This window comes from Bacteroides sp. RTP21281st1_H5_RTP21281_210402, assembly GCF_040918965.1.
In the GTDB taxonomy this organism is placed as follows: Bacteria; Bacteroidota; Bacteroidia; order Bacteroidales; family Bacteroidaceae; genus Bacteroides; species Bacteroides congonensis.
In genome coordinates, this window is the sequence record NZ_JBCOWR010000001.1 from 39,392 (window position 1) to 63,102 (window position 23,711).

A 23,711-nucleotide genomic window follows, 5' to 3' on the forward strand; every position below is an offset into this window, starting at 1 on the left:
TGTGGCTCAAATATACTACTATTTCTATGAATATTATTTATTCACGCGGAATTTTTCGCAACCGTCTTTCAAGAAACCAACGATTTGTTGGGCAGCAGCAATACCGGCATTGATATTTGCCTCAGCAGTCTGTGCACCCATCTTCTTCGGAGTTGAGAAATAACGTCCGGCAAACTTCTCCGCAAATTCTGCGTTGGCGGCAGGCATGATGTCTGTGATGTATTTGAAGTCGGCACGGTCTTCCATCAACTTAATCAGTTCGGCTTCATTGATAACTTCCTTACGGGCAGTGTTTACCAACATCGCGCCCTTCGGCATATCTTTCAGCAAAGCATAATTGATAGAATTCTTAGTTTCGGCAGTTGCAGGAATATGCAAAGATACAACCTGGCAAGTCTTATACAGTTCTTCTGCCGAATCAAGTGCTTTCACACCGTCTTTTTCGATTACTTCTTTCGGGCAGAATGCGTCATAAGCATACACTTCCATTCCGAAGCCTTTGGCAACACGAGCCACATTGCGGCCAACGTTTCCATAAGCGTGGATACCCAGTTTCTTGCCCATCAATTCCGTACCGGAAGTTCCGTTATAGAAGTTGCGGACAGCATACACCATCATGCCCAAAGCCAGTTCGGCAACAGCATTCGAGTTCTGTCCCGGAGTGTTCATCACACATACATTGTGGGCAGTGGCAGCAGCCAGGTCTACGTTATCGTATCCTGCACCGGCACGAACTACAATCTTCAATTCCTTGGCAGCATCAAGCACTTCGGCATCAATAATATCACTACGGATAATGATAGCGTTAGCATCTTTCACTGCATCCAGCAACTGAGCTTTATCTGTATATTTCTCGAGTAAAGCAAGCTCATATCCAGCTGCTTCTATTTCTTTACGAATACCGTCTACCGCAACTTTAGCAAACGGTTTTTCAGTAGCTACAAGTACTTTCATAATTTAATTCTGTTTATAAAGACTCACCACAGGTTACCCGGATTCTCACAGAATTAAAAAATCTGTGTCCATCTGTGTAATCTGTGGTGAAAATATTATTAATGAAGTTTTTCAAATTCCTGCATGCAATCAATCAAGGCCTGTACGCTTTCTTTCGGCATAGCGTTGTAGCAAGATGCACGGAAACCACCTACTGAACGGTGTCCCTTGATACCTACCATACCCTTTTCAGTAGCAAACTTCATAAAGTCGGCTTCAAGGTCTTTGTATTCGGGAGCCATTACGAAACAGATGTTCATGCGTGAACGGTCTTCCTTGGCAGCAGTACCTACGAACATTTTGTTGCGGTCGATTTCCGCATACAACATATCAGCCTTTTCGATGGCACGACGTTCCATTTCCTTCACACCACCCTGTGCTTTGATCCAACGAAGATTCAGCATGGCAGAATAGATAGGTACTACCGGCGGAGTGTTGAACATAGAACCACCATCAATGTGAGTCTGATAGTTCAACATGGAGGGGATGTAACGTGACACCTTGCCTACCGCGTCATTCTTCACGATAACGAATGTAACACCTGCGGGAGCCAAGTTCTTCTGTGCACCACCATAGATACAGATATATTTAGAAACGTCAATCGGACGTGAGAAAATATCAGAAGACATATCGGCAACCATCGGAACCGGAGAATCGAGATCTTCCTTTAATTCCGTACCATAAATCGTATTATTGGTAGTGATGTGGAAATAATCTGCGTCTGTCGGGATTGTATAATCTTTTGGGATATAAGTATATGTAGCTTCAGCAGAAGAAGCAACTTCTACAACTTCACCAAACCCCTTAGCTTCTTTCATTGCTTTTTTTGCCCATACACCTGTGTTCAGGTAAGCAGCCTTTTTCTCAAGGAAGTTGAAAGGCACCATGCAGAACTCCAGACTGGCACCACCACCAAGGAACAGCACCGAATAACCTTCGGGGATATTGAGTAATTCCTTGAATAATGCCACTGCTTCGTCAACCACAGGTTGGAAGTCTTTGGCGCGGTGACTGATTTCCATTATAGAAAGACCAGAGCCGTTGAAATCTAAAATAGCCTTCGCTGTGTCTTCTATCACCTCACGCGGAAGAATGGAAGGTCCTGCATTGAAATTATGCTTTTTCATTTGAAGTTTGTTTTTGGTTTAACAATTTCGTTACTTTTGTCCTTTGACTTTGCGAATTTACGAATTTATTTCCGGTGCACAAATCTTTCCTTATAAAAATACTGTTTTAAAGCAGATTTTCCTTTCTTTTTATTGGTTTATACAGGATATATACACCATATTGTTATCTACGGATATCAAGTAAGGGATAAAGGTCGAAATATAAACATTGTATGGGGGAGTTACTAATAAAGTGAAAGCGAAATGCAATAAAAACGTATATTTATTTAGCTTCTTCAATAATGGTCTTCATTCCTTTAATCTTCTCTCCTTGAATCAAGTTCAAGAGTTGTTTCACCTTTGCCCGGCGAACGGCAACGAAAGCATAATGTTCCTTCACATCAATCGCACCCACGTCTTCACGAGCCAGGTTTCCTTTCTTATATAGGAATCCGGCAATATCCATCCGGTTCAGTTTTTCCTTCTTTCCCTTACCTATATATATAGTAGCCCAGAGCGATTTCGGCGGACGGGGCGGATTTTCAGGCAAAACGACTGTTTCCATATCTTCGGGAATATAAGCAGGCAATTTTTCTTCCTCGTGGAGAATCAGATAAGATGTTCCGGTAGCGTCCCAACGTGCCGTACGTCCATTCCGGTGCGTAAAGGCTTCTTCATTCACCGGCAGGTGATAATGAATGATGTGTTCAATCTCCGGAATATCCAGCCCACGCGCTGCCAAATCGGTAGAAATCAGTACATGGCAACTACCATTACGGAATTTGTATAAAGCACGCTCCCGATCCGGCTGTTCCATGCCGCCGTGAAAACGTTCGGCTACCAGTTTCTTTTCCGCCAATAGTTTCTGCACACGGTCTACCGCATCCCTGTGATTACAAAAGACGATGCTTGAACTGCTTCCTAATGAGCAAAGCAGGTTATATAAAGTATCAATCTTGTCTTTCGCAGGAGACATCACCTTCATTAATGTCAAGCGGGATTCCTGTTCTTCAGAAACGTCCGGCAGGAAATCCAGTTTGACCGTCCGGTTCAGTCCTGTAAATTCGGGAATCTCCTCTGCATCCGTAGCCGAGAGCAGCATACGCTTTTTCAGCCCCGGAAGTTGCGTGATAATCTCCGCCATTTCATCATGGAAACCAAACTCCAAAGACTTGTCGAACTCATCAATGATTAAAGTTTCAATCGTTTCGGGATTGAAGTTTCCTTTAGACAAATGGTCGGTGATACGCCCCGGAGTACCGATAATGATAGCGGGATGATTCCCTTGAATACTCTTCTTTTCTTCCGCAATGGGATGACCGCCATAGCAGCAACAGGTCTTCCAGGAAGTTCCCATTGCCTTAAACACGGTATCAATCTGCAAAGCCAACTCACGCGAAGGAACGAGAATCAAGACCTGCACATTTCCGTCATCCGGTTTCAGGGTAAGTAATAAAGGCAATAGATAAGCCAGTGTCTTGCCCGACCCTGTCGGAGACAATAATATAACGTCTTTCCTTCCGGTTGCTTGTTCAAGTGATGCTTCCTGCATCGGATTCAGCTCCTCAATCTTCAGGTTGCGAAGAGCCGACTGTATAATTTCATTTTTCTCTAACATGGGGACTTACACTTTAGCCATACCGGTCAAGATATACCGTCCTTTCAGATTATTCTCCCGCATATAAATGGTAACTTCCGCGCGGCAGGCTGATATTAATGCATATCCGGTCAGTTCCGAACTCATGGCTTTGACAAATGTGTACTCCGTATCGTCGTGAATAAAAGATATACGATGGTATTCCATAACCTGTAATGTATTTAAGTTCTATTGGGCAGTCAAATATACGAATATAATAAATAAGTATAGGTAAAAACAGGAGATTATCTTCAAAACGGACACAAAAAAGCCGAATGGCATAGCGGAAAGACAGGTAGGAAAAAGCACAAAAAGAAAAAGCACAAAAGAAGAAGTGTAACAGAAGAAGTGTAACAGAAGAAGCGTAACAGAAGAAGCGTAACAGAAGAAGCGTAACAGAAGAAGCGTAACAGAAGAAGCGTAACAGAAGAAAAAGCGGGAAATCTGAAAAAGCTGATATGCTTTTCAGGTTTCCCGCTCTGTTCTTATGTTATCTTTCCGGCCATTTCGCCGACCGAAAGTTAACTTCCGGAGAATTATCCGCCGAAGTTATCGAACATCAAGTTCTGCGCCGGTACGCCAAGGTCGTCGAGCATCTTCTCAACAGCTTTCGACATCGGGCCAGGGCCACACATGTAGTATTCAATATCTTCAGGAGCTTCGTGGTTCTTCAAGTAAGTTTCATAAATTACGTTGTGAACGAAGCCCGGAGTATACTTCACGCCTGCAGCATCGGCAGCAGGATCCGGACGGTCAAGTGCCAGATGGAATGTGAAGTTCGGGAAGTCTTTTTCAATCTGCAAGAAGTCTTCCAGATAGAACACTTCGTTCAGTGCACGGGCACCGTAGAAGTAAGACATCTTACGGTCGGTAGTATGCAAAGTCTTCGTCAAGTGCATGATTTGCGCACGCAACGGAGCCATACCGGCACCACCACCAATCCACATCATTTCTTTCTTAGAATCGAAAATCGGGTGGAAATCTCCGTAAGGACCGCTCATGATAACCTTGTCACCCGGTTTCAGAGTGAAGATATAAGAAGAAGCGATACCCGGCATTACATCCATAAATCCGGGACCTTGTTCTTTCGGCTTGAACGGCGGAGTAGCGATACGCACTGTCAGCATGATACGGTCACCTTCGGCAGGATAGTTCGCCATAGAGTAAGCACGGATGGTTTCCTCATCGTTTTTACATTTCAAGCCCAGCAGACCGAATTTCTCCCATGCAGGCAGATACTCGTCACCAATCAGGCTCTTGTCGATATCCTTATCATAGTCCATTGAGAATTTAGGAATCTTAATCTGTGCGTAAGACCCCGGGATAAAGTCCATGTGTTCGCCTTTAGGCAGAGCCACGATAAACTCCTTGATAAACGTAGCCACGTTCTTGTTGGAGATAACTTCGCACTCCCACTCTTTCACGCCGAGTACAGATTCGTCAATCTTGATAGACATATCACTTTTCACTTTCACCTGACAGCCCAGACGCCAGTGGTCTTGCTGCTGTTTGCGGCTGAAGTGAGGAACCTCGGAAGGAAGGATTTCGCCGCCCCCTTCGAGCACCTGGCATTTGCACTGTCCGCAAGAACCCTTACCACCACAAGCGGATGACAGAAATACTCCGTTTACAGACAGCGTGTTCAGTAAAGTAGAACCGGAAGCCACTTCCAACTCCTTTTCACCGTTGATTGTCAGTTTCACATCTCCTGATGGTACCAGAAAATTCTTGGAAACCAACAAGATCACAACAAGCAACAGAATAACCACAAGGAATACCCCAATGCTCGCTAATATTAAATTCATATCCATTGTCTTTATTCCTTTCTTTTTAGATGTTCAAACCAGAGAAACACATGAATGCGATTGCCATCAGACCTACTGTGATAAATGTGATACCCAAGCCCTTCAACGGAGCAGGCACGTCAGAGTAAGCCATTTTTTCACGGATAGCAGCCAGACCAACGATAGCCAGCAACCAACCGATACCCGAACCCAGTGCATAAGAAAGCGCGTCCCAGATATCACCAATGTATTTCGGGTCGCTCGGGCCGAGGTTGATGCGTTGCTGCATGAACAGGGAAGCACCCATGATAGCACAGTTAACGGCAATCAACGGCAGGAAGATACCCAGTGAAGCGTACAGCGCAGGGCTGAAACGTTCTACCACCATCTCCACCAATTGCACGATACCGGCAATAACGGCAATGAAAAGAATAAAACTCAGGAAGCTGAGGTCAACGCCTTCGATGATAGCATTGGCAGCCAGCACCTTGGTTTGCAACAGATAGTTGACCGGCAACGTCACCAATAACACGAAAGTCACGGCGATACCCAGTCCTACGGCAGTCTTCACATTCTTCGATACAGCCAGGTATGAACACATACCGAGGAAGAACGCGAATATCATGTTGTCCACAAAGATAGAGCGGACGAATAAACTTAATAAATGTTCCATATCTTCAATTAAGAATTAAGGATGAAGAGTTCTTCATCTTTATTAATTACTTTCTTCTTGCAGTTCTTTGTGACGTGCACGTTGATACCAGATGATGCAGGCTACGATAATCAACGCCATCGGCGGCATCAACATCAGGCCGTTGTTCACATATCCTATATTCTGAATAGGCTCATAGTTCAAGATGTTGAAACCGAGCAGCGTTCCCGAACCCAACAGCTCGCGGAAGAAAGCGACGATTACCAGAATCTTGGCATATCCCAAACCATTACCGACACCATCCAGGAAAGACTCCCAAGGACCATTCTGCATGGCAAATGCTTCCAAACGTCCCATAAGGATACAGTTGGTAATAATCAAACCTACATATACAGAAAGCTGAACGCTTACGTCATAAGCAAACGCTTTCAGAATCTCACTTACGATAGTAACCAAGGCAGCTACCACCACCAACTGAACGATGATACGGATACGGTTGGGAATGGTCTTGCGCAACAGTGAAATAACAACATTAGCAAATGCCGTGATAACCGTTACCGAAAGTCCCATTACGATAGCAGGCTCCAGTTTTGCGGTAACAGCAAGTGCAGAACAGATACCGAGCACCTGTACGGTAACCGGATTATCTATTCCCAACGGAGCAGAGAATACTTCTTTATTCTTCTTTGAAAACAGTTGTCCCATATTCTTTTCTTCTCCTTATTATTTAGTTAAAAAACTCATGTAACTACCCAGACAAGCTTTCAGCATGGCATCCACACCTACAGAGGTGATTGTACCACCCGAGATACCGTCCACCTGATATTCAGGTTTCTCTACCTTGCCGTTCTTCACAACTCCCAAAGCGACAGAACCGCCTTCCAACGTCTTCTTACCTACGAATTCGTTCTGGAAATGGTCGGTTGCGATTTCAGCACCCAGACCCGGAGTCTCACTTGCATGGGAGAAATAAGTACCGTAAACAGTATCCTTGTCTTCGTTCAGCGCAACGTATCCCCAGATAGCGCCCCAAAGACCGGCACCGTAAACAGGAACTACATATTTAGTCTGACCGTCCACTTCGCATACAAATACGTGAAGACGTTGTTGTTCTTTTGCCTCTTTTTCGTAGTTGGTAGCAAATTCGCCTGTATTTTCAGTCAGCGTACCGTCTACGTTCATCAGCATGTCACCTTTTACATATTTCTGATATTCAGCATCCGCATCTTCCACATTCTTGATATTCAAAGCAGCAAGAATCTGCTTCTTCGTGTCGAGCTGCACGTTCTTGTCTTGTGTAGCTTTCAGTGAAGAACTAACGAATGCCAGCAGGAATGCTACGATAATAACCATTACCGAAGCATAAATGATAGTATAACTATTACTATTTGTATTCATTTTCATCCGGTATTTATAGGTTAGACTTGATAGCACGTTTTTCGCGGCGGCTGATATTACCCTGCACTACACAGTAGTCAATCAGCGGAGCGAAGATGTTCATCAGCAGGATGGCAAGCATCATACCTTCAGGGTAACCCGGGTTCAGGACACGGATGACGATAGCCATCACACCGATCAGGAATCCGAAGATGTATTTGCCTCTTTCCGTACGTGCGGAAGTTACAGGGTCGGTAGCCATAAACACGGCACCGAAGCAGAAACCACCGAGAACGAGGTGTTCGTACCAAGGCATGTTAGCCATAGCGTTGCCTTCAATGCCGATGGCATTGAATACCCAAGCCATGAATGCACCGCCGACAAATACGGAAATCATTGTCTTCCAGCTTGCAATGCCTGTCCACAGAAGGATAACGGCACCAATCAGGATAGCAATCACACTTGTTTCACCGATGGAACCCGGAATAAGACCTGTCACCATATCCATGTTGAATGCAGGGGCAGCGCCTGTTGTAGCGGCTTCTCCCAGCGGAGTGGCAACGGTTAGTCCGTCTACTGACTGTCCCAGGCCGAAGATGCTGTCGCCCGATACCCAAACGGCATCACCGGACATCTTGGTCGGGTATGCGAAGAACAGGAATGCACGGGTTATCAACGCCACGTTGAAGATGTTCATACCTGTACCACCGAATACTTCTTTAGCGAAGATTACAGAGAATGCAGTAGCTACGGCAAGAATCCACAACGGACAGTCTACCGGAACGATCATCGGGATCAGGATACCTGAAACAAGGAACCCTTCCTGAATTTCTTCTTTCTTCCATTGGGCTACAACGAACTCAATGCCAAGACCTACTACATAAGATACGATAATTTTGGGCAGTACTGCCAGGAATCCGTAGATGAACATTTCGAAGAAGCTGCCTGCGGCACCTGTATGGGTGAAATGCTGGTAACCTACATTGTACATACCGAACAACAATGCCGGTACTAACGAAATAACCACAATCGACATGATGCGTTTGCTGTCAATCGCGTCGTGTATATGCGTTCCCGTTTTCGCAGTCTTGCTGGGCACGAACAGGAATGTTTCGAAGCCGTCGAACACCGACTGGAATGCGTGGAATTTGCCGCCTTCTTCAAAGTTCGGCTTTATCTTATCGAGATAATTTCTTAACGCTTTCATTTATTAAATTGAGAATTGAGAATTGAGAATTGAGAAATAACTACGCTGTGTTTACCGGAAGACGATTTCACAAAGTCCCAACTATCATTTTTTAATTTTTAATCTTTAATTATTAATTCTCTTATGCCATTTCCGAACGAAGCATGTCGAGTCCGACACGAACGATGCGTTGCAGTTCCATCTTTGAAGAGCAGACAAATTCGCAAAGCGCGAAGTCTTCGGGAGCTACTTCATAGATGCCGAGCGCTTCCATGCGGTCGATGTCGCCGGCGATGATGGCCTTAATCAGGAATTCAGGCAAAATGTCCATCGGAAGCACTTTGTCGTACTCGCCGGACATGATCATATGGCGTTCGCCACCCTTGATACGTGCGTCCAGTGTGTATTCCTTCTTCCCCATCAACCAGCTAAAGTATGAACGGTTGACGCTATACTGATTGAAACGCGGCATGATCCATCCGAGCATTTCGTGAATGTCGTCTCCTTCGGGGATGACTGTCACCTGGCTGTGGAATGCGCCTAAGAATCCGTTCGGGGACACTTGCTTTCCTGTCAGCACGTTACCGCTGATGTAGCGCAGGTCTTTGCCTGTTGTTACGTTGCCGGCAAACACGTTGGTGAGCAGTGCGCCTACCTGAAGTTTGCAGTACGCAGGTTTCAACACTTCGGAACCTGTCACGGCTACTGTGCGTGTGAAGTTTACGCGGCCTGTATTGAAGAGACGGCCGATGAAGATGACAGCTTGCGGATCAATTGTCCATACTGTTTCGCCCTTGGATATGGGATCGAGATGGTTGATCTGAACGCCCACGTTTCCTGCAGGGTTCGGCCCGTCAAATGCGGTAACTGTAACGTTCTTTGCCTGTGTCAGCGCGGCAGCGTTCTGCTTCACGCTAATGTTCAGGTAAGTTTTTGCCATCTTGGCGAGGGCATCGAGTCCTGTCTGGAAATTTGCTTCTTCGCCTTTCAGCGCAAATTCGAAGTCGGGTGCCAGCGGATTGCTGTCGAACGCGGACACGAAGATACCCTTCGGGAACCCCGACGGATCTGCGATGATGTCATAAGGACGCTGTCTGATGAATGCGAACAGTCCGGCATTCAACAAAGCAGCTTTCACTGAATTGCCGTCCATCACGTTGACATCCATCTTACCGAACTCTTCGTAGTCCTGCTCTGCAGCAGCTTCCACCACAATGTTCAGTACCTTACGACGGGCTCCACGCTCTACACTTGTCACTACGCCGCTCACGGGCGAAACAAATTTTACTTCAGGATGATACTTGTCGATAAACAAGGGTCCACCAGCCATCACATACTCCTGCTCTTTTACGACTACCTTCGGCGTCACTCCAGGAAAATCATCGGGTACGAGTGCGTAAAATCCCGGCTCTTTCACTGTTGTGTACGTCTCTGCAGCCGTACCTTTCAGGTTTATGTCAAGGCCTTTGCGTAACTTTATTACATTTGCCATGCTATAAATAAAATAATGGTTTCATAAATTTGCCGCAAAAGTAATAAATAATAATGTGATTCGGGAGGAAAAAAGAAAGGAATTACGGAAAAATATCCGTAATTCCTTTCGTGTTCGTACACATAATCATCTTTCTTTTGTCTTGAAACAAAAGAAAGAAGCAAAGAAAAACTCAAGGCTTACTTTTTTCTCCTACTCTCTTCCTGCACTTCGCTAAAGGGCAGAAACTCGCTACGCTCAAACAGTCTGCCCTTCTTAACGCTACGTTTCGGGCGTTCGCTTGACGGAGAAAAAAGTAGGCCGATCCCCATGCGGCGTGTTCGCTGCTGAGGACATGTTACTGGTTGTGCCCTCAAAACAAGGTTATTTTTCTTCCGCAAACATGGGGTCCCAAGCCGGAAGGCGGATGGGTTTCTGCTTGAGGATTTCAGAGACTTTCTTCGTGGCGTATTTTGTTTCTATTACAAGGCGGAACATATATTCGTTGAACCAGTCGTCGGTCATGATGAGATGGCCTTGATAACCGGAAGCCGCACCCCAACTATTTTCAACCATCCATTTGGTTGAGTTTCCATTTTTGTCGAGGTCTACCGCCATGAGTGTCATGGCGTGGCTTGAGCCACTGGCAAAGCTTTGGATGCGCTGCTTCTTGTTCATGCCGAACGTAGTGCCCATGAGAGATTCGTAGTCGTAGTTTTTAACATCGAGCAAACCACGGTCGGAGTTGAGGAATTTGCCTACGTCGCAAGAGAAATACATCATGGTGCTGTCTTTGAGAGAGGTTATAGCCATCTCTTTGATGTCTTCGATGGGGAGATTGACATAGGTCCAGTTTTTGCCGTCGTAACGATGACGGTCGTAGTCTATTTCATAACACTTGTAATAATCGCGGCTGGGGTCATTCATGAGCATGACATAATTCCCGATGAGGTTTTCGTCACCATACTTCTTCAAGAAAGAAAGCGGGATGTAGGTTTCAGTAGAGACGGGCTTGCCTTGGGCGTTGTATTCCGTCCAGGTAAATTCAGTGGGGGGAATGCCTAAGTTTAAGACAAGCATGCGATAGATGGTACTAAGCATTTCGGTCTTAGTCTTTTCGAGGGCTGCCGGTTTTGTGCCTTTGGCGGCAAGGTCGCGGAGTTGAAGCCCTTGTTCGCGGAGCTTCAAGGTAATCAGGTTCGCCATGCGAGATGTGCTTTCGCTGCTGTTCGTTTCGGGCATTACGTCTTTGGGGACAAGTCCGTATTTACTCACGATGTCGGCTACGCCGGTAAAGGTACCACCGTCACTCAAAGGATGGCGGAAAAGCCATTCCACCATTTTGTCGTCCATCGGTTTGTCGCTGGTGTCGATGATGCCTTGCAGGAAAAGGTTCGCTTTCTCCAGTTGGTCGAAGAAGAAAGGGTAAGTTTGTGAGAATTCGAATGAGCCAAGGTTGTGCTGGGCGATGGCTTTGGCACGCATCACGTTCAGACCGGTGAAGAGCCAGCAACGGCCGGAAGATTTCTGGTCGGTGATACCTTTGGAATTCACTTTGATAGAAAAGTGCGTATCCATACCTTTCAGGTTGTCCTGGTTCAGAGCCAGTTTGCGGATGTCGTTGTTGCCGATGGCGTTGCGGATGGCCTTGTCATTCGGGGTGTTCTGGTAACTCTGCTTGATTTGCTGCATCATGTCCTCGCTGATGCCGCCTTTCACTTCTTGCGCTTGTGTGGAATAATAGAAAGCACAGAAAACAAAAACTGATAAAATTCGTTTATTCATTCGTATGATAATTTAGTTTAAATAGTTTATTAATCAATTACACTTCGGATATAGTAATAGAAAATCGCAAATTTACGATTCTTTTTTAGAATTATTATCTAAGAGTATCAAAACTAATCAAAATAAAAGAGTTTTCTTTGCAGTCGAATTCCTCAGAAAGAAATTATGAAGAAATATATAATAGGTGTATTGATGATGTTCCCGTCCATCAATAGTATGTCGGCTACGGCTGACAGCACAGCAGTAAGAAGCGACGAACTGCCAATGTCTGCAACTTCTATCAGTGATGATATCCGGACAGATAGTAACGGCACTTTGTCAGATACCATCCCCACCCTCTCCAAACGGGAGTTACGCCGCCAACGTGTGGCAAAGCGGAATCTTCACTATAATATATTAGGTGGGCCCAGCTATACGCCGGACTTCGGTCTGTTGGTAGGCGGTAGCGCGTTGATGACGTTCCGGATGAATCCGAGCGATACCACCCAGCGACGGTCTGTGGTGCCGATGGCCATTGCGCTGATGTTTAAGGGCGGATTGAACCTGATGACGAAACCGCAACTGTTCTTCAAAGGCGACCGTTTCCGCATTTTCGGGACATTCTCCTATAAAAATACGATTGAGAATTTCTATGGTATCGGATATAGCACGAATAAAGACTATCCCCGTGGTGAAGATACCAGTGAATATCGTTATAGCGGCATTCAGGTGAACCCGTGGTTCCTTTTCCGGCTGGGCGAAAGCGATTTCTTTGCCGGCCCGCAAGTCGACTTGAATTACGATAAGATTACTAAACCTGCGGAAGGAATGGTTAATCAGCCATCCTATATCGCGGCAGGCGGAACGGAGCATGGATATAAGAATTTCAGTTCGGGGCTCGGCTTCCTGCTGACCTATGACACACGTGACATTCCCGCTAATGCTTATCGGGGAATGTATCTCGATTTCCGCGGGATGATGTATAACAAAGCATTCGGCGGTGATGATAATTTTTACCGTTTGGAGTTTGATTACCGCCAATACAAGACTGTCGGAAAACGGAAGGTAATCGCCTGGACGGTGCAGACGAAAAACGTATTCGGAGATGTACCATTGACGAAATACGCGCTTAGCGGAACGCCGTTCGACCTTCGCGGATATTACATGGGACAGTTTCGCGACAAGTCATCTCATGTAATGATGGCAGAATATCGCCAGATGATAAATACAGACAAGAGTACATGGGTGAAAAAGATGCTCAATCACGTAGGCTATGTGGCTTGGGGCGGATGCGGATTCATGGGCCCTACTCCGGGCAAGATAGAAGGCGTCCTTCCCAATCTCGGCGTAGGTTTGCGCATCGAAGTACAGCCCCGGATGAATATACGTCTCGACCTCGGTAGAGATATGGTGAATAAGCAGAATTTGTTCTACTTTAATATGACAGAGGCGTTCTGATACAAGCCGGTGTGGAAAGAGTTTCTGTTCAGCCATAAGGACTTTCTGTTCAGCCATAAAGACGTTCCGGATTGGTATGCAAGCATTCCGTTTCGGAACGATGGAAGTATTATAAATAAGTATTCGTGTACAATTTAAGGGGAAAGAATATAAAATAGATAATAAAAGACTGCTCACAAATGAAATTAATCCTTATATTTGCGCAAGCTATAGCACAGCAAGAGCAAATAATAGGATTTTTTATGAAGCAATTTATATGTTTTTTTTCGGGGTTACTACTCTTATTCACTTCCGCTTCCCGTGTAGTTGCGCAGGAATTCAGTGATTATTCCCAACTCAGAGGCGAAGATTATACTAACATAGCTCTTCCCCCTTTGTCTGTCTTGTTTGAAAACGCAAAGAGCAGTCCTGTCTACGAAATGGCAGATGTAAAAGCGTTGATAGAACGCAAGTTACTACAAAAAGAGAAATGGTCATTCCTTGGTTTCTTCAGTTTAAGGGGAAGTTATCAATATGGGATGTTTGGAAATGAGTCCACATACACGGATGTGGCAATTGCCCCCTACCTCACATATTCCACCCAGGCTCAAAATGGTTATACTTTAGGAGCAGGCGTCAACATTCCATTAGACGGCTTATTCGACCTCAAAGGACGTGTCAGCCGCCAGAGGCTCACGCTTAGAAATGCAGAATTGGAGCGGGAAGTGAAATACGATGAAATAAAGAAAAATATCATTGAGTTGTATGCAACAGCAACTTCCCAGCTTACAGTCCTGAAAATGCGAAGTGAAAACCTTGTCCTCGCCAATCTCCAATATGAGATATCCGAAAAGAATTTTGCGAATGGAACGATTGACTCCTCTGAGCTGGCAATAGAAAAAGAGCGGCAATCCCAGGCACAGGAAGCTTTTGAGAAAAGTAAACTGGAACTAACCAGGAGCCTGCTTACACTAGAGTTGATTGCACGTACGCCCATTATCAAAAAATAAAAAGCATGAAATTCATACTCCCCATATTGAAAGCCCTTTACCGGCACAAATGGTTGATTCTCATAGGGACCATTCTTGTTACAGCATTTGTTTACTATTATACCCGCCATATGCGTGGTGATTATGATGTGAAAGCTACATTATACACTGGAGTAGCTTCCGGTTACAATTTGGAGAGCGACCAACGTACAGACTGGGCACTTGTGCAAAATACGATGGACAATCTAATCAGCATCATACAAGCAGAAAGTACACTAAAAAAAGTATCCCTCCACTTGTTGGCCCGTGTATTGATACTGGGTTCACCGGATAAGGACCAGAATGGAATCACCGCCGCCAGCTATCAATATACATATAATCACCTAGCCAACAGCCCTGTCGGTAAAGAATTGCTAGCGTTAATAGACAAAAACAGCGAAGAAAAGACTACAGCGAATTTTGAGTCATATATGAAACCCGTCAAGGAAAACTATTTATACGGACTTCTCTATTACAATCATCCATATTACAGCCTGAATGCATTGAAAAGAATACAGGTGCAACGCCGTTTGAGCAGTGACTTGATGGATGTCAGCTATTCCTCAGGCGACCCGGGCATTGCTTTCAACACTGTCAGTATCCTAATGGAAGAATTCGTGGATGAGTATCGCCGTATCCGGTATGGCGAAACAGACAAGGTGATCGAATATTTCCGCACCGAATTAGGCCGGGTAGGAAAATTACTCCGGCATCAGGAAGATTCCCTCACAAGTTACAACGTAAACAAACGTGTCATCAACTATTTGGACGAAACCAAAGAAATAGCTGCCATCAACAAGGAATACGAGCTGCGCGAACAAGATGTACTGTTCGCCTACAACAGTGCCAAAGCGATGCTGCAAGAACTGGAAAAACATATGGATAGCAATGTCAAGCAAATAGTCAACAACCTCCAGTTTATAGATAAACTCAAAGAAGCTTCTGCCATTGCAGGACGAATCTCAGAAAAAGAATCCGTGGATCAGAATAATACAAACCTTGATGCTGAAAAGCAGAAGTTATCCGAAGTCCGCGGGGAACTGAATGAACTCACAGATAAGTATATCGAACATAAATACACCAAAGAGGGAGTTGCCCGGACAAATATAATCAATCAGTGGCTCGATCAGACCCTTTTATTCGAAAAGGCAAAATCCGATTTACAAATCATCCAACAGGCGCGTCAAGAGCTGAATGATAAATATGTATTCTTTGCTCCGGTCGGTACCACTATCAGACGCCAGGAGCGTGCCATAAATTTCACGGAACGGAGTTATCTGACCATTCTACAGAGTTACAACGAAGCATTGATGAGAAAGAAAAATCTGGAAATGACTTCCGCCACTCTCAAAGTACTGAATGACCCGATGTATCCTATATCCTCCAATCCTACCAATCGGAAAATGATTGTCATGGCAGCCTGTGCCGTCACCTTCCTGCTGTTATGCGCCATTATCATACTGATTGAAATACTGGACAGGACTCTGAGAGACGCGTTGCGTGCGCAAAGAATCGTAAAGATACCGGTTGCCGGCGTATTGCCCGGATACTTATCCAAATATCAAAAATATTATCCTGAATATATGCAGTTTGCCATGGTCAAACTGAGCAATGTAATCCTCCGCTTTCTTACCGAACGAAAATCCCTCGACCTGTATATTGTCAACTTGGTCAGCACCACTCACGGGCAAGGGACGGAAGAAGTAGCCGGCCAGCTTAAAAACTTCTGGACAGAGAAAGGACTTCGGGTCAACAGTATTTCCTGGCAGAAAGACTATGAAGCAAACTCTTCCGCCTATAAACTGGCAGCAAGCCTCAAAGACTTCTATACTCCCGGAGACGAAGATGTGCTCATTGTAGAATATCCTCCACTGGAAGACAACAACTTGCCGGAACCTCTCCTCAGGGACGCCAACTTCACTCTTCTGGTGGCTTCTGCCAAATATGGCTGGAAACAGACGGATAACATAGCTAACAAGATTCTCCAATCGGAAATCGGTACTACTCCCCTGTATCTATGCCTGACAGACGCTTCACGTGAAGCCGTGGAGAGCTTTACCGGCCTGTTGCCGCCCTACACCTTGATGCGCCGGCTTCAATATCGTTTCAGCCAACTGTCGTTGTCGGAAACGATGAGACAACCTTTGGAGTGGTATAAATCCAAAGAAGGGCAGAACGTAGACGAAGAGGAGGACGATGAATGACCGCCAATAAGGTAACAGGTTTTTACGCCCTATTTGCCATACAATTCTTGCTGATAGCCTGCAAGATATTCATGATGAATGTTAAAGTCGGATTGTTTTCATTGCTCTTGACTATCATTTGCTGTGTACTCACCCTCATTCAGTTGAGCAACGATGAGAAAACGGACTGGCGTCCGGGAAATAACCTGATGCTCATTCTTTTCGCTTTCTGGACTGCCTATTGCATCATGGAAATCGGTAATCCGAACACAGTGATGGCTGCCTGGAACGTCAGTATGGTACCATATGCCTTAATCCCTCTTATTTGCGCGTTCCTTACGCCCATTGTAATCCGGACAGTCAAAGATATTGAAAAGTTACTGCTGATATGGTCTGTTTTCGCCATCATTGTCACCATCAAAACCCTTTGGCAACAATTTATCGGCTTTAGTGAGATAGACCGTTACTTTCTATATGCATTGGGTGGATGGCGTACACACATCATCTGGTCAGGCATCCGTTACTTTTCCTGCTTCTCGGACGCTGCCGCCTACGGTATTCATGCCGCAGTGATAGGTGTTGTCTTCGGCATTTCCGCCTTTTACACCCAAGGCAAGTGGAAAAGGCTGTATTATTTATTCATCTCCGGATGCGGACTGTACGGGATGGGAGTTTCAGGCACTCGTGCCGCTATTGCGGTTGTATTGGTGGGGGTGGCAATGACAGCGGTTTTAGCCAAAAACACGAAAGTGATAGGAATCAGCACCACCATTCTGGCAGCCACATTTTGTTTCTTCTATTTCACAACTATCGGAAACGGAAACGCTTTTATTTTCAAAATGCGCTCCGCCTTCCGTCCCACTCAAGACGCTTCCTACATCGTACGTGTGGAAAACCGGAAAAAGATGAAAGTATTAATGGCAAGCAAACCCATTGGTTACGGGCTTGGGCTCAGCAAAGCCGGAGGAGAGATACAGCCACGCGAACGGATGCCTTATCCGCCCGACTCATGGTTGATAGCCGTTTGGGTGGAAACAGGAATCATAGGCATCTGCCTGTATCTGGGCATTCACGGGTTCCTTTTCGCATGGGGAAGTTATTTATTGATGTTCAAAGTAAAAAACAAGCGGCTGCGGGGAATGGCAGGCGCATGGCTTTGCGCCAACGCCGGATTTTTCGTGGCATGCTATGCCAACGATGCCATGCAATATCCGAACCCGATTGTCGTATACACAGGATTCGCCATCTGTTTTGCCGCTCCATTTATTGACAAGCGGATAGAGGCGGAGCAAAAAGAAAAGAAAGGAGAAGAAACACCGGCTTCTGAACTTCCGGACAAACCTGTTAACTTTAATTTAATATGAAACAACTCATCGACATCTCTTTTATCACCGTTTGCTACAATGGTTTCGATGATACTTGCGAACTGATTGAGTCATTGAAACAAATCATTCATTCCGTGAGCTATGAAATCATAGTGGTAGACAATGCTTCCCGAAAGGATGAAGCGAGTGAACTTCAGACGCGCTACCCGGACATCAAGGCGATACGCAGCGAACGCAATCTCGGATTTGCCGGTGGCAACAACCTCGGTATCCGTGAAGCCGCAGGAAAATACATATTCTTAATCAACAACGATACGTTTATCGAAGAAAACGGATTGTCCTATCTTATAGAACGTTTGGAAAACGACGTGAAAATCGGAGCCGTTTCCCCGAAGATACGCTTCGCTTTTCCTCCGCGCAACATACAGTTTGCCGGATTCACCCCCCTCTCCTATGCGACATTGCGTAATGAGTCTATCGGTTTCGGCTGTCCCGACAATGGAAGCTTCGATACGCCACACACAAGCCCGTACCTGCACGGTGCCGCCATCATGCTGAAACGGGAAGCCATAGACAAGGCCGGACTAATGCCGGAAGCCTATTTTCTCTATTATGAAGAGTTGGACTGGTGTGTTTCGCTAAGACGTGCAGGTTACGAGTTATGGTATGAACCTCGTTTCACGGTATTCCATAAAGAGAGTCAGAGCACCGGGCAATCCAGTCCTCTGCGAACTTACTACATGACACGCAACCGGATGCTATTCGCACAACGGAATCTACGGGGAACGGAACGCATACTTTCTCTTCTCTACCAATGGACGTTCGTCGTTCCCAAAAACACGTTACTTCACGCCATCAGAAAAGAATGGAAACTTGCTCACGCCGTCCTCAGGGGCGCATATGCGTTCATCACCCATACTTCACACACCCCATAAATAAACACCATTCACCATGGATACACTTCATACCATACTGTCTGCCGGCGACTGGATTTGCTACATCATACTGCTTCCATGCGTATGTTACCTGCTATTTTACGCTGTCGCCTCCCGGTTTTATCGTCCTGCCCGTTATCCGGAGACTACGGAACGGAAACGTTTTGCAGTATTATTCCCCGCCTATCGTGCCGACAAGGTCATCCTGTCGTCTGTACGCTCTTTTCAGCAACAAGATTATCCCGCAAGCCGGTATGACATTATTGTCATTGCCGACCATATGGAAGAGGCGACTTGCGAGGAACTCCGCAACGCAGGTGCGCAAGTGCTTGTAGCCACCTACCGGAACAGTTCGAAAGCCAAAGCACTCACGCTTGCCATGCATTCCATCCATGTGCAGATGTACGACATGGTAGTCATTATGGATGCCGACAATACCGCCACCCCTTACCTGCTACGCGAACTGAACAAAGCGGCTACTGCCGGGATACGAGCCATCCAAGCCCATCGGACAGCAAAGAACCTGAACACAGACATTGCCTTGCTCGACGCAGCCAGTGAGGAAATCAACAACGGCATTTTCCGCAAAGGGCATGTAGCTGTCGGTTTTTCATGCGCATTGATAGGTTCGGGCATGGCGATAGAAGCGGAATGGTTCGCCCGCCATGTGGAAAAGCTCCAGACCGCCGGCGAAGACAAAGAACTGGAAGTTCTGCTGCAACGGGAACGAATCTACGTGGAATATCTTTCGGAAGTAGACGTATATGACGAAAAAACACAGAAGAAAGAAGTCATACAGCAACAAAGGAAGCGTTGGATTGCCACTCAATTCGGTTCGTTGCGAACCACCTTGCCCGAACTTCCGGGAGCCATCGCCAGTGGTAATTTCAGCTATGCAGACAAAATCCTGCAATGGATGCTTCCCCCACGTGTCATTCAGTTGGCGGCCGTCATAGGATTGACGACACTAGCCACCGTCATTGCCGCATTCACAACCGGGCTTCCCGGCCCTGCACTGAAATGGTGGGTACTGGCATTTGCGCAAATCCTGGCCATGCTACTGCCATTGCCTTCCTCATTAGCTAACAGGAAAATGCTAAAAGCCATTCTGTGTATTCCTATGCTGGCAGTCAGAATGGTCGGCAACCTGTTTCATCTGCAAGGAGCAAACAAAAAATTCATTCATACCGAGCATTAAAACAAAACATAGTATGAAAATAGCCATCGAAGCCCAACGCATCTTCCGCCCGGACAAACACGGGATGGACTTTGTCGTACTCGAACAACTCCGGGAGATACAAAAGACAGACACAGAGAACGAATATTTCGTGATTGTCGCTCCCGGCGCAGACCGTTGTCTGCAAGCATCAGAACGGATGCACATCATCGAACTGCGATGCCCTACCTATCCGCTTTGGGAGCAGGTGGCACTTCCACTTTTGCTACGCAAGCTAAAGCCTGACTTACTGCATTGCACCAGTAACACGGCTCCTCTCTTTTGTCCTGTACCATTGCTGCTTACGCTGCACGATATCATCTATATGGAACGCCGTCACTCCGGCAGCAAATCATGGTATCAACGCTTGGGCTGGCATTACCGCCGCTGGGTCGTACCCCGCATTGTACATCAGTGCCACCATATCATCACCGTATCTGAAACGGAACGCGAACGGATCCTGAATTATTTTCACCTCCAAGCAGAACAGATCAGCGTATTACACAACGGATACAACAGCCGTTACAATCCATCCGGCGCCAACAGGACAACCGTACAGCGTTATGTGCCCACAGGCAAATATATATTCTTCATGAGCAGTCCCGAGCCAAGAAAAAACACTCGTAACGTATTGAAAGCTTATGCCTACTACCTTTGGCAATCGTCGGAGCCATGCTTTTTATTTATCAGCGGACTGAAAGAAGAGGAACTCAACCGGTTCATGAATGAAGAGGCTACGCTTCTCCAAAGGCTGGAGGTACAGGACATACGCAAACAGATCCTTCTCCATCCCGGCTATTTGCCCGGTGAAGACTTGCCCGCCCTCTATTGCGGAGCCGAGGTTTTCCTTTTCCCGTCACTGTCCGAGGGATTCGGCATCCCGATTATCGAGGCTATGGCATGCGGCACTCCTGTTATCACGAGCAATCTCTCCGCCATGCCCGAAGTGGCAGGTGAAGGAGCACTACTTGTCAATCCCTTTGACGAACAAGACATAGCGGACAAAATACTAGACCTTGAAGAAATTCCCGGACTGGCACAAGAACAACGGAATTATGGACTAGAACGGGGAAAACAGTTCTCTTGGAAACGGAATGTAAAACAGCTAATCAACATTTACAAAACATACAAATAAAAAGAATACGAATAAAAATCACACGAATAAAAAGAATATGAACAAACAAGAATCATCCGCTCTTAACATCACCCGGTTTGTCATGAGCATCGCAATCGTATTTCTACATGCGTATACATCAGTGCAAACGTACACATATTTAAATGAATACACCATTTACAAAAAAATAGCTAAAGTTTTTTCCTTACAATTCGGAGAGGTGGCCGTACCTACCTTCTTCCTGATATCCGGATACCTCTTTTATAATAGATACCAGCAAACCATTGATTGTTATCTATACAAATTAAAGAAACGTTTTTATTCATTATTACTTCCATACTTATTTTGGAGTGCATTTATCATTATCGTATATTATTCTGCAGAATGTATCCCTTCGATTCGAAATCTATTCAACGACGGTCATCCATTAATACACGATTTTGGTTTTACGGATTATCTAAAGGCTTTGTGGGCTATGGATAACGGGTATCCTATGTTAACCCAGCTGTGGTTTGTCCGCAATTTAATTATTCTTGCCATATCCGCTCCCATTATCTATCTCGTCATACGTTACACCCGGTTAGCTGGAGTTGCCGCCTTTGGAATCGCATGGATATTACATCCCGGGATGGCTTACCCTCTCAATTCTTTATTTTTCTATAGTCTCGGCGCGTGGTTCAGTATCAACAACAAGAGCCTGACAGAATCCGTAGAGCAACAAAACAAGATTATTTTTATCCTATTTCCCACTATTATGATAACCGATTTGCTGTTGTCGGATGCTTCTTTTAATATTTATCTGCACCGTATCCAAACTCTCACAGGAGTATTTTTTGTGATAGCCGTCATCTCATTCTTATTGAAAAAAGGCAGGATTCGCGATATAGCTTTTCTGAGTTCATCCAGTTTCTTCCTATATGTCACACACGATCCTATGTTACGGTTTATACGGAAGTTTTCGCTAAAGCTAATAGACCAAAGCAGCGAATTACAAATCATAATCAGCTATTTTGCAGCGATTATCGTGGATATCACCATTGTCTATGCAATTTATTGGATATTGCGCAAATATGCGCCGTGTTTCCTGAAGTGGACAACAGGAAACAGATGAAAGAATAAAATCAAAGGGTGTAAAAGAGAATTAAAAAAGACTTGCAATCAAGTATCCATACACTTGACTGCAAGTCTCTTTCTTTGGAATGACATTACCTTTCCGAATACTCGTCCTTCACCTCAAAGCAAGGGCAAGCCTTCACCCACTCTTCCGGTTCAATCTCCCCGTTCCCGTTCAGGTCGGGACTCAGGTCGCGATGTCCGCAAATGCGGCAGCCGGGATAATCACGCAGCAGCGTGAGGATAAGCACATGCATCGAATGTATCTGCCACTCGGTACGGGTATCGGCAGGGCGACCGTGGCAGTCGAGTCCGCCCTCATAGCAGATGCCTATCGAGTGAGCGTTGTGTCCTTTCGCATGCGCACCGACCTTTTCGATGGCACGGGTAGTCTTTATGTCCCCATTCTTGCGGATATAGAAATGATACCCCACACCGTTGAAACCACGTCGCCGGTGGCACACATCCAAATCATCTTCGGTGAAATCCCTGTCCGCCCTGGTGGCGGAACAGTGGATTACAATCAGGTCAATCTTCCTCATCGACCTGTCCTTTCACTCTTTTTACCCTTTCTCTTTCTGCGAAAGAAGAACAGGACTTCCAATACAATGTCTAAGATTCTGTCAATCATTTTTCTGTATTTTATAGTTTAATTTTGTTGATATGAAGGCGGAAGAGCCGTGCACAAGCCTTCCGCCGGAAAATGCCTTTCAATCAGGGATACGGTCGGGCTGTCCGCTAATCAGGAATACGGCCGGACTACCCGCAAACCGGAGAGACGGCTAGGCTGCCGGATCGGGAGTTTCCCCGTTGTCACCGCCATCCCCTTTGCCGGAATCACCGGAATCATCGGAGCCACCGTTTCCGCCGGCAGCGGACTTCTTGTCCGTGTACAGCTCGAAGACCATATTATTATCACCGCCACGAGTGGTTGCCGTACTGTCATTGGCAAGGCGCAGGGAATTATCGACCTTGAAACGGAGATTGATACGCGAGATACTCTTCACGGTGCAGTCCTTTTCCACTTCCACGCCGGGACAAGTCAGCGTAGTGTAAAAGATGCCCAACCCCTCTACTTTCACCTTATCACCCGACACAAGGACTTTCTTCATCGCACGGACAAAGGACTTCATGACGTGCGACACATCTTCCACCGAAAGAGACCCGATAGACTCGATTTCGCGTGCCAGCGTCTCAATTGAATAGATTTTCGCCTCTCCGGACTTGGGTTTGAGGGCGTACACCATCGGAGATTCTTCATCAGCGATTCGTTTTCTGCGCTTGTAGCGCACTACTGTAACTGTTGCCATACTTACATAAATTTGTTTCTACGAAAGGAAGGACATTCTCCCTTTCTGATGGTGAAACAAAGATACGGCAACGCACCGGCA

Annotated in this window: 20 protein-coding genes and 1 pseudogene; 8 read left to right on the top strand and 13 right to left on the bottom strand. The window is 45.8% G+C overall.

What is annotated here, in order from left to right:
* Positions 1–33: 33 nt before the first annotated feature.
* The 11 genes and pseudogenes from AB5443_RS00175 to AB5443_RS00225 form a co-directional block, all read right to left on the bottom strand.
* Positions 34–954 (bottom strand): NAD(P)-dependent oxidoreductase, encoded by a 921-nt coding sequence (locus tag AB5443_RS00175; RefSeq protein ID WP_022139807.1) that lies wholly within the window; start codon positions 952–954, stop codon positions 34–36.
* Between the two features lie 98 nt (positions 955–1,052).
* The gene (serC, locus tag AB5443_RS00180; protein ID WP_073345010.1) at positions 1,053–2,120 is read right to left on the bottom strand and encodes a 3-phosphoserine/phosphohydroxythreonine transaminase; all 1,068 of its coding nucleotides are present in this window, start codon (positions 2,118–2,120) and stop codon (positions 1,053–1,055) included.
* 262 nt (positions 2,121–2,382) lie between these two features.
* Positions 2,383–3,717, bottom strand: a complete 1,335-nt coding sequence (locus AB5443_RS00185) for a DEAD/DEAH box helicase (RefSeq protein WP_277133349.1) — start codon at positions 3,715–3,717, stop codon at positions 2,383–2,385.
* 6 nt (positions 3,718–3,723) lie between these two features.
* A complete protein-coding gene (locus AB5443_RS00190) occupies positions 3,724–3,903 on the bottom strand; it encodes a hypothetical protein (protein ID WP_022137688.1) in 180 nt (59 codons plus the stop codon).
* Between the two features lie 368 nt (positions 3,904–4,271).
* Positions 4,272–5,546 (bottom strand): NADH:ubiquinone reductase (Na(+)-transporting) subunit F, encoded by a 1,275-nt coding sequence (gene nqrF / locus AB5443_RS00195; protein WP_022137689.1) that lies wholly within the window; start codon positions 5,544–5,546, stop codon positions 4,272–4,274.
* Between the two features lie 19 nt (positions 5,547–5,565).
* A complete protein-coding gene (nqrE, locus tag AB5443_RS00200; RefSeq protein ID WP_044653570.1) occupies positions 5,566–6,192 on the bottom strand; it encodes an NADH:ubiquinone reductase (Na(+)-transporting) subunit E in 627 nt (208 codons plus the stop codon).
* A 42-nt stretch (positions 6,193–6,234) separates the two neighbouring features.
* The gene (locus AB5443_RS00205) at positions 6,235–6,876 is read right to left on the bottom strand and encodes an NADH:ubiquinone reductase (Na(+)-transporting) subunit D (RefSeq protein WP_008763479.1); all 642 of its coding nucleotides are present in this window, start codon (positions 6,874–6,876) and stop codon (positions 6,235–6,237) included.
* Between the two features lie 18 nt (positions 6,877–6,894).
* Positions 6,895–7,569: a Na(+)-translocating NADH-quinone reductase subunit C gene (locus AB5443_RS00210; RefSeq protein WP_022137691.1), complete on the bottom strand. Its 675-nt coding sequence runs from the start codon at positions 7,567–7,569 to the stop codon at positions 6,895–6,897.
* A 13-nt stretch (positions 7,570–7,582) separates the two neighbouring features.
* Positions 7,583–8,755 carry an NADH:ubiquinone reductase (Na(+)-transporting) subunit B gene (locus tag AB5443_RS00215; RefSeq protein ID WP_022137692.1) on the bottom strand — a complete coding sequence of 391 codons (1,173 nt, stop codon included), beginning with the start codon at positions 8,753–8,755 and terminating at the stop codon, positions 7,583–7,585.
* A 121-nt stretch (positions 8,756–8,876) separates the two neighbouring features.
* Positions 8,877–10,348, bottom strand: a pseudogene (locus tag AB5443_RS00220) (Na(+)-translocating NADH-quinone reductase subunit A).
* A gap of 241 nt (positions 10,349–10,589) precedes the next feature.
* A complete protein-coding gene (locus AB5443_RS00225) occupies positions 10,590–11,990 on the bottom strand; it encodes a C1 family peptidase (RefSeq protein WP_368113001.1) in 1,401 nt (466 codons plus the stop codon).
* Between the two features lie 165 nt (positions 11,991–12,155).
* On the opposite strand from AB5443_RS00225, the gene AB5443_RS00230 reads away from it, so the two are divergent.
* From AB5443_RS00230 to AB5443_RS00265, 8 genes are all read left to right on the top strand, one after another.
* A complete protein-coding gene (locus AB5443_RS00230) occupies positions 12,156–13,427 on the top strand; it encodes a BamA/TamA family outer membrane protein (RefSeq protein WP_303006307.1) in 1,272 nt (423 codons plus the stop codon).
* A 242-nt stretch (positions 13,428–13,669) separates the two neighbouring features.
* On the top strand, positions 13,670–14,416 hold the full coding sequence (locus AB5443_RS00235; RefSeq protein WP_368113002.1) for a TolC family protein: 747 nt from the start codon (positions 13,670–13,672) through the stop codon (positions 14,414–14,416).
* Positions 14,417–14,421: 5 nt separating this feature from the next.
* A complete protein-coding gene (locus AB5443_RS00240; RefSeq protein WP_368113003.1) occupies positions 14,422–16,638 on the top strand; it encodes a hypothetical protein in 2,217 nt (738 codons plus the stop codon).
* Positions 16,635–17,981 (top strand): O-antigen ligase family protein, encoded by a 1,347-nt coding sequence (locus AB5443_RS00245; RefSeq protein WP_368113004.1) that lies wholly within the window; start codon positions 16,635–16,637, stop codon positions 17,979–17,981. The genes AB5443_RS00240 and AB5443_RS00245 overlap by 4 nt, the downstream gene beginning before the upstream one ends.
* Positions 17,978–18,877 carry a glycosyltransferase family 2 protein gene (locus AB5443_RS00250; RefSeq protein WP_368113005.1) on the top strand — a complete coding sequence of 300 codons (900 nt, stop codon included), beginning with the start codon at positions 17,978–17,980 and terminating at the stop codon, positions 18,875–18,877. Before AB5443_RS00245 ends, AB5443_RS00250 begins: the two co-directional genes overlap by 4 nt.
* Positions 18,878–18,914: 37 nt before the next feature.
* Positions 18,915–20,075: a glycosyltransferase family 2 protein gene (locus AB5443_RS00255; protein ID WP_368113271.1), complete on the top strand. Its 1,161-nt coding sequence runs from the start codon at positions 18,915–18,917 to the stop codon at positions 20,073–20,075.
* Between the two features lie 13 nt (positions 20,076–20,088).
* Entirely contained in the window at positions 20,089–21,228 is a 1,140-nt protein-coding gene (locus AB5443_RS00260) for a glycosyltransferase family 4 protein (RefSeq protein WP_368113006.1), read from the top strand.
* Positions 21,229–21,265: 37 nt separating this feature from the next.
* Positions 21,266–22,318 carry an acyltransferase family protein gene (locus AB5443_RS00265; protein WP_368113007.1) on the top strand — a complete coding sequence of 351 codons (1,053 nt, stop codon included), beginning with the start codon at positions 21,266–21,268 and terminating at the stop codon, positions 22,316–22,318.
* Positions 22,319–22,412: 94 nt separating this feature from the next.
* Here AB5443_RS00265 and AB5443_RS00270 read toward each other — a convergent pair whose 3' ends face one another.
* Both AB5443_RS00270 and AB5443_RS00275 read right to left on the bottom strand, forming a co-directional pair.
* On the bottom strand, positions 22,413–22,862 hold the full coding sequence (locus AB5443_RS00270) for an N-acetylmuramoyl-L-alanine amidase (RefSeq protein ID WP_368113008.1): 450 nt from the start codon (positions 22,860–22,862) through the stop codon (positions 22,413–22,415).
* Between the two features lie 240 nt (positions 22,863–23,102).
* Positions 23,103–23,630: an HU family DNA-binding protein gene (locus tag AB5443_RS00275; protein WP_044655077.1), complete on the bottom strand. Its 528-nt coding sequence runs from the start codon at positions 23,628–23,630 to the stop codon at positions 23,103–23,105.
* Between the last annotated feature and the right edge of the window lie 81 nt (positions 23,631–23,711).

Coding starts and splice junctions, on each gene's coding strand:
- AB5443_RS00175 (WP_022139807.1), bottom strand. CDS start 954: ATGAAAGTACTTGTAGCTACTGAAAAACCGTTTGCTAAAGTTGCGGTA.
- serC (WP_073345010.1), bottom strand. CDS start 2,120: ATGAAAAAGCATAATTTCAATGCAGGACCTTCCATTCTTCCGCGTGAG.
- AB5443_RS00185 (WP_277133349.1), bottom strand. CDS start 3,717: ATGTTAGAGAAAAATGAAATTATACAGTCGGCTCTTCGCAACCTGAAG.
- AB5443_RS00190 (WP_022137688.1), bottom strand. CDS start 3,903: ATGGAATACCATCGTATATCTTTTATTCACGACGATACGGAGTACACA.
- nqrF (WP_022137689.1), bottom strand. CDS start 5,546: ATGGATATGAATTTAATATTAGCGAGCATTGGGGTATTCCTTGTGGTT.
- nqrE (WP_044653570.1), bottom strand. CDS start 6,192: ATGGAACATTTATTAAGTTTATTCGTCCGCTCTATCTTTGTGGACAAC.
- AB5443_RS00205 (WP_008763479.1), bottom strand. CDS start 6,876: ATGGGACAACTGTTTTCAAAGAAGAATAAAGAAGTATTCTCTGCTCCG.
- AB5443_RS00210 (WP_022137691.1), bottom strand. CDS start 7,569: ATGAATACAAATAGTAATAGTTATACTATCATTTATGCTTCGGTAATG.
- AB5443_RS00215 (WP_022137692.1), bottom strand. CDS start 8,755: ATGAAAGCGTTAAGAAATTATCTCGATAAGATAAAGCCGAACTTTGAA.
- AB5443_RS00225 (WP_368113001.1), bottom strand. CDS start 11,990: ATGAATAAACGAATTTTATCAGTTTTTGTTTTCTGTGCTTTCTATTAT.
- AB5443_RS00230 (WP_303006307.1), top strand. CDS start 12,156: ATGAAGAAATATATAATAGGTGTATTGATGATGTTCCCGTCCATCAAT.
- AB5443_RS00235 (WP_368113002.1), top strand. CDS start 13,670: ATGAAGCAATTTATATGTTTTTTTTCGGGGTTACTACTCTTATTCACT.
- AB5443_RS00240 (WP_368113003.1), top strand. CDS start 14,422: ATGAAATTCATACTCCCCATATTGAAAGCCCTTTACCGGCACAAATGG.
- AB5443_RS00245 (WP_368113004.1), top strand. CDS start 16,635: ATGACCGCCAATAAGGTAACAGGTTTTTACGCCCTATTTGCCATACAA.
- AB5443_RS00250 (WP_368113005.1), top strand. CDS start 17,978: ATGAAACAACTCATCGACATCTCTTTTATCACCGTTTGCTACAATGGT.
- AB5443_RS00260 (WP_368113006.1), top strand. CDS start 20,089: ATGAAAATAGCCATCGAAGCCCAACGCATCTTCCGCCCGGACAAACAC.
- AB5443_RS00265 (WP_368113007.1), top strand. CDS start 21,266: ATGAACAAACAAGAATCATCCGCTCTTAACATCACCCGGTTTGTCATG.
- AB5443_RS00270 (WP_368113008.1), bottom strand. CDS start 22,862: ATGAGGAAGATTGACCTGATTGTAATCCACTGTTCCGCCACCAGGGCG.
- AB5443_RS00275 (WP_044655077.1), bottom strand. CDS start 23,630: ATGGCAACAGTTACAGTAGTGCGCTACAAGCGCAGAAAACGAATCGCT.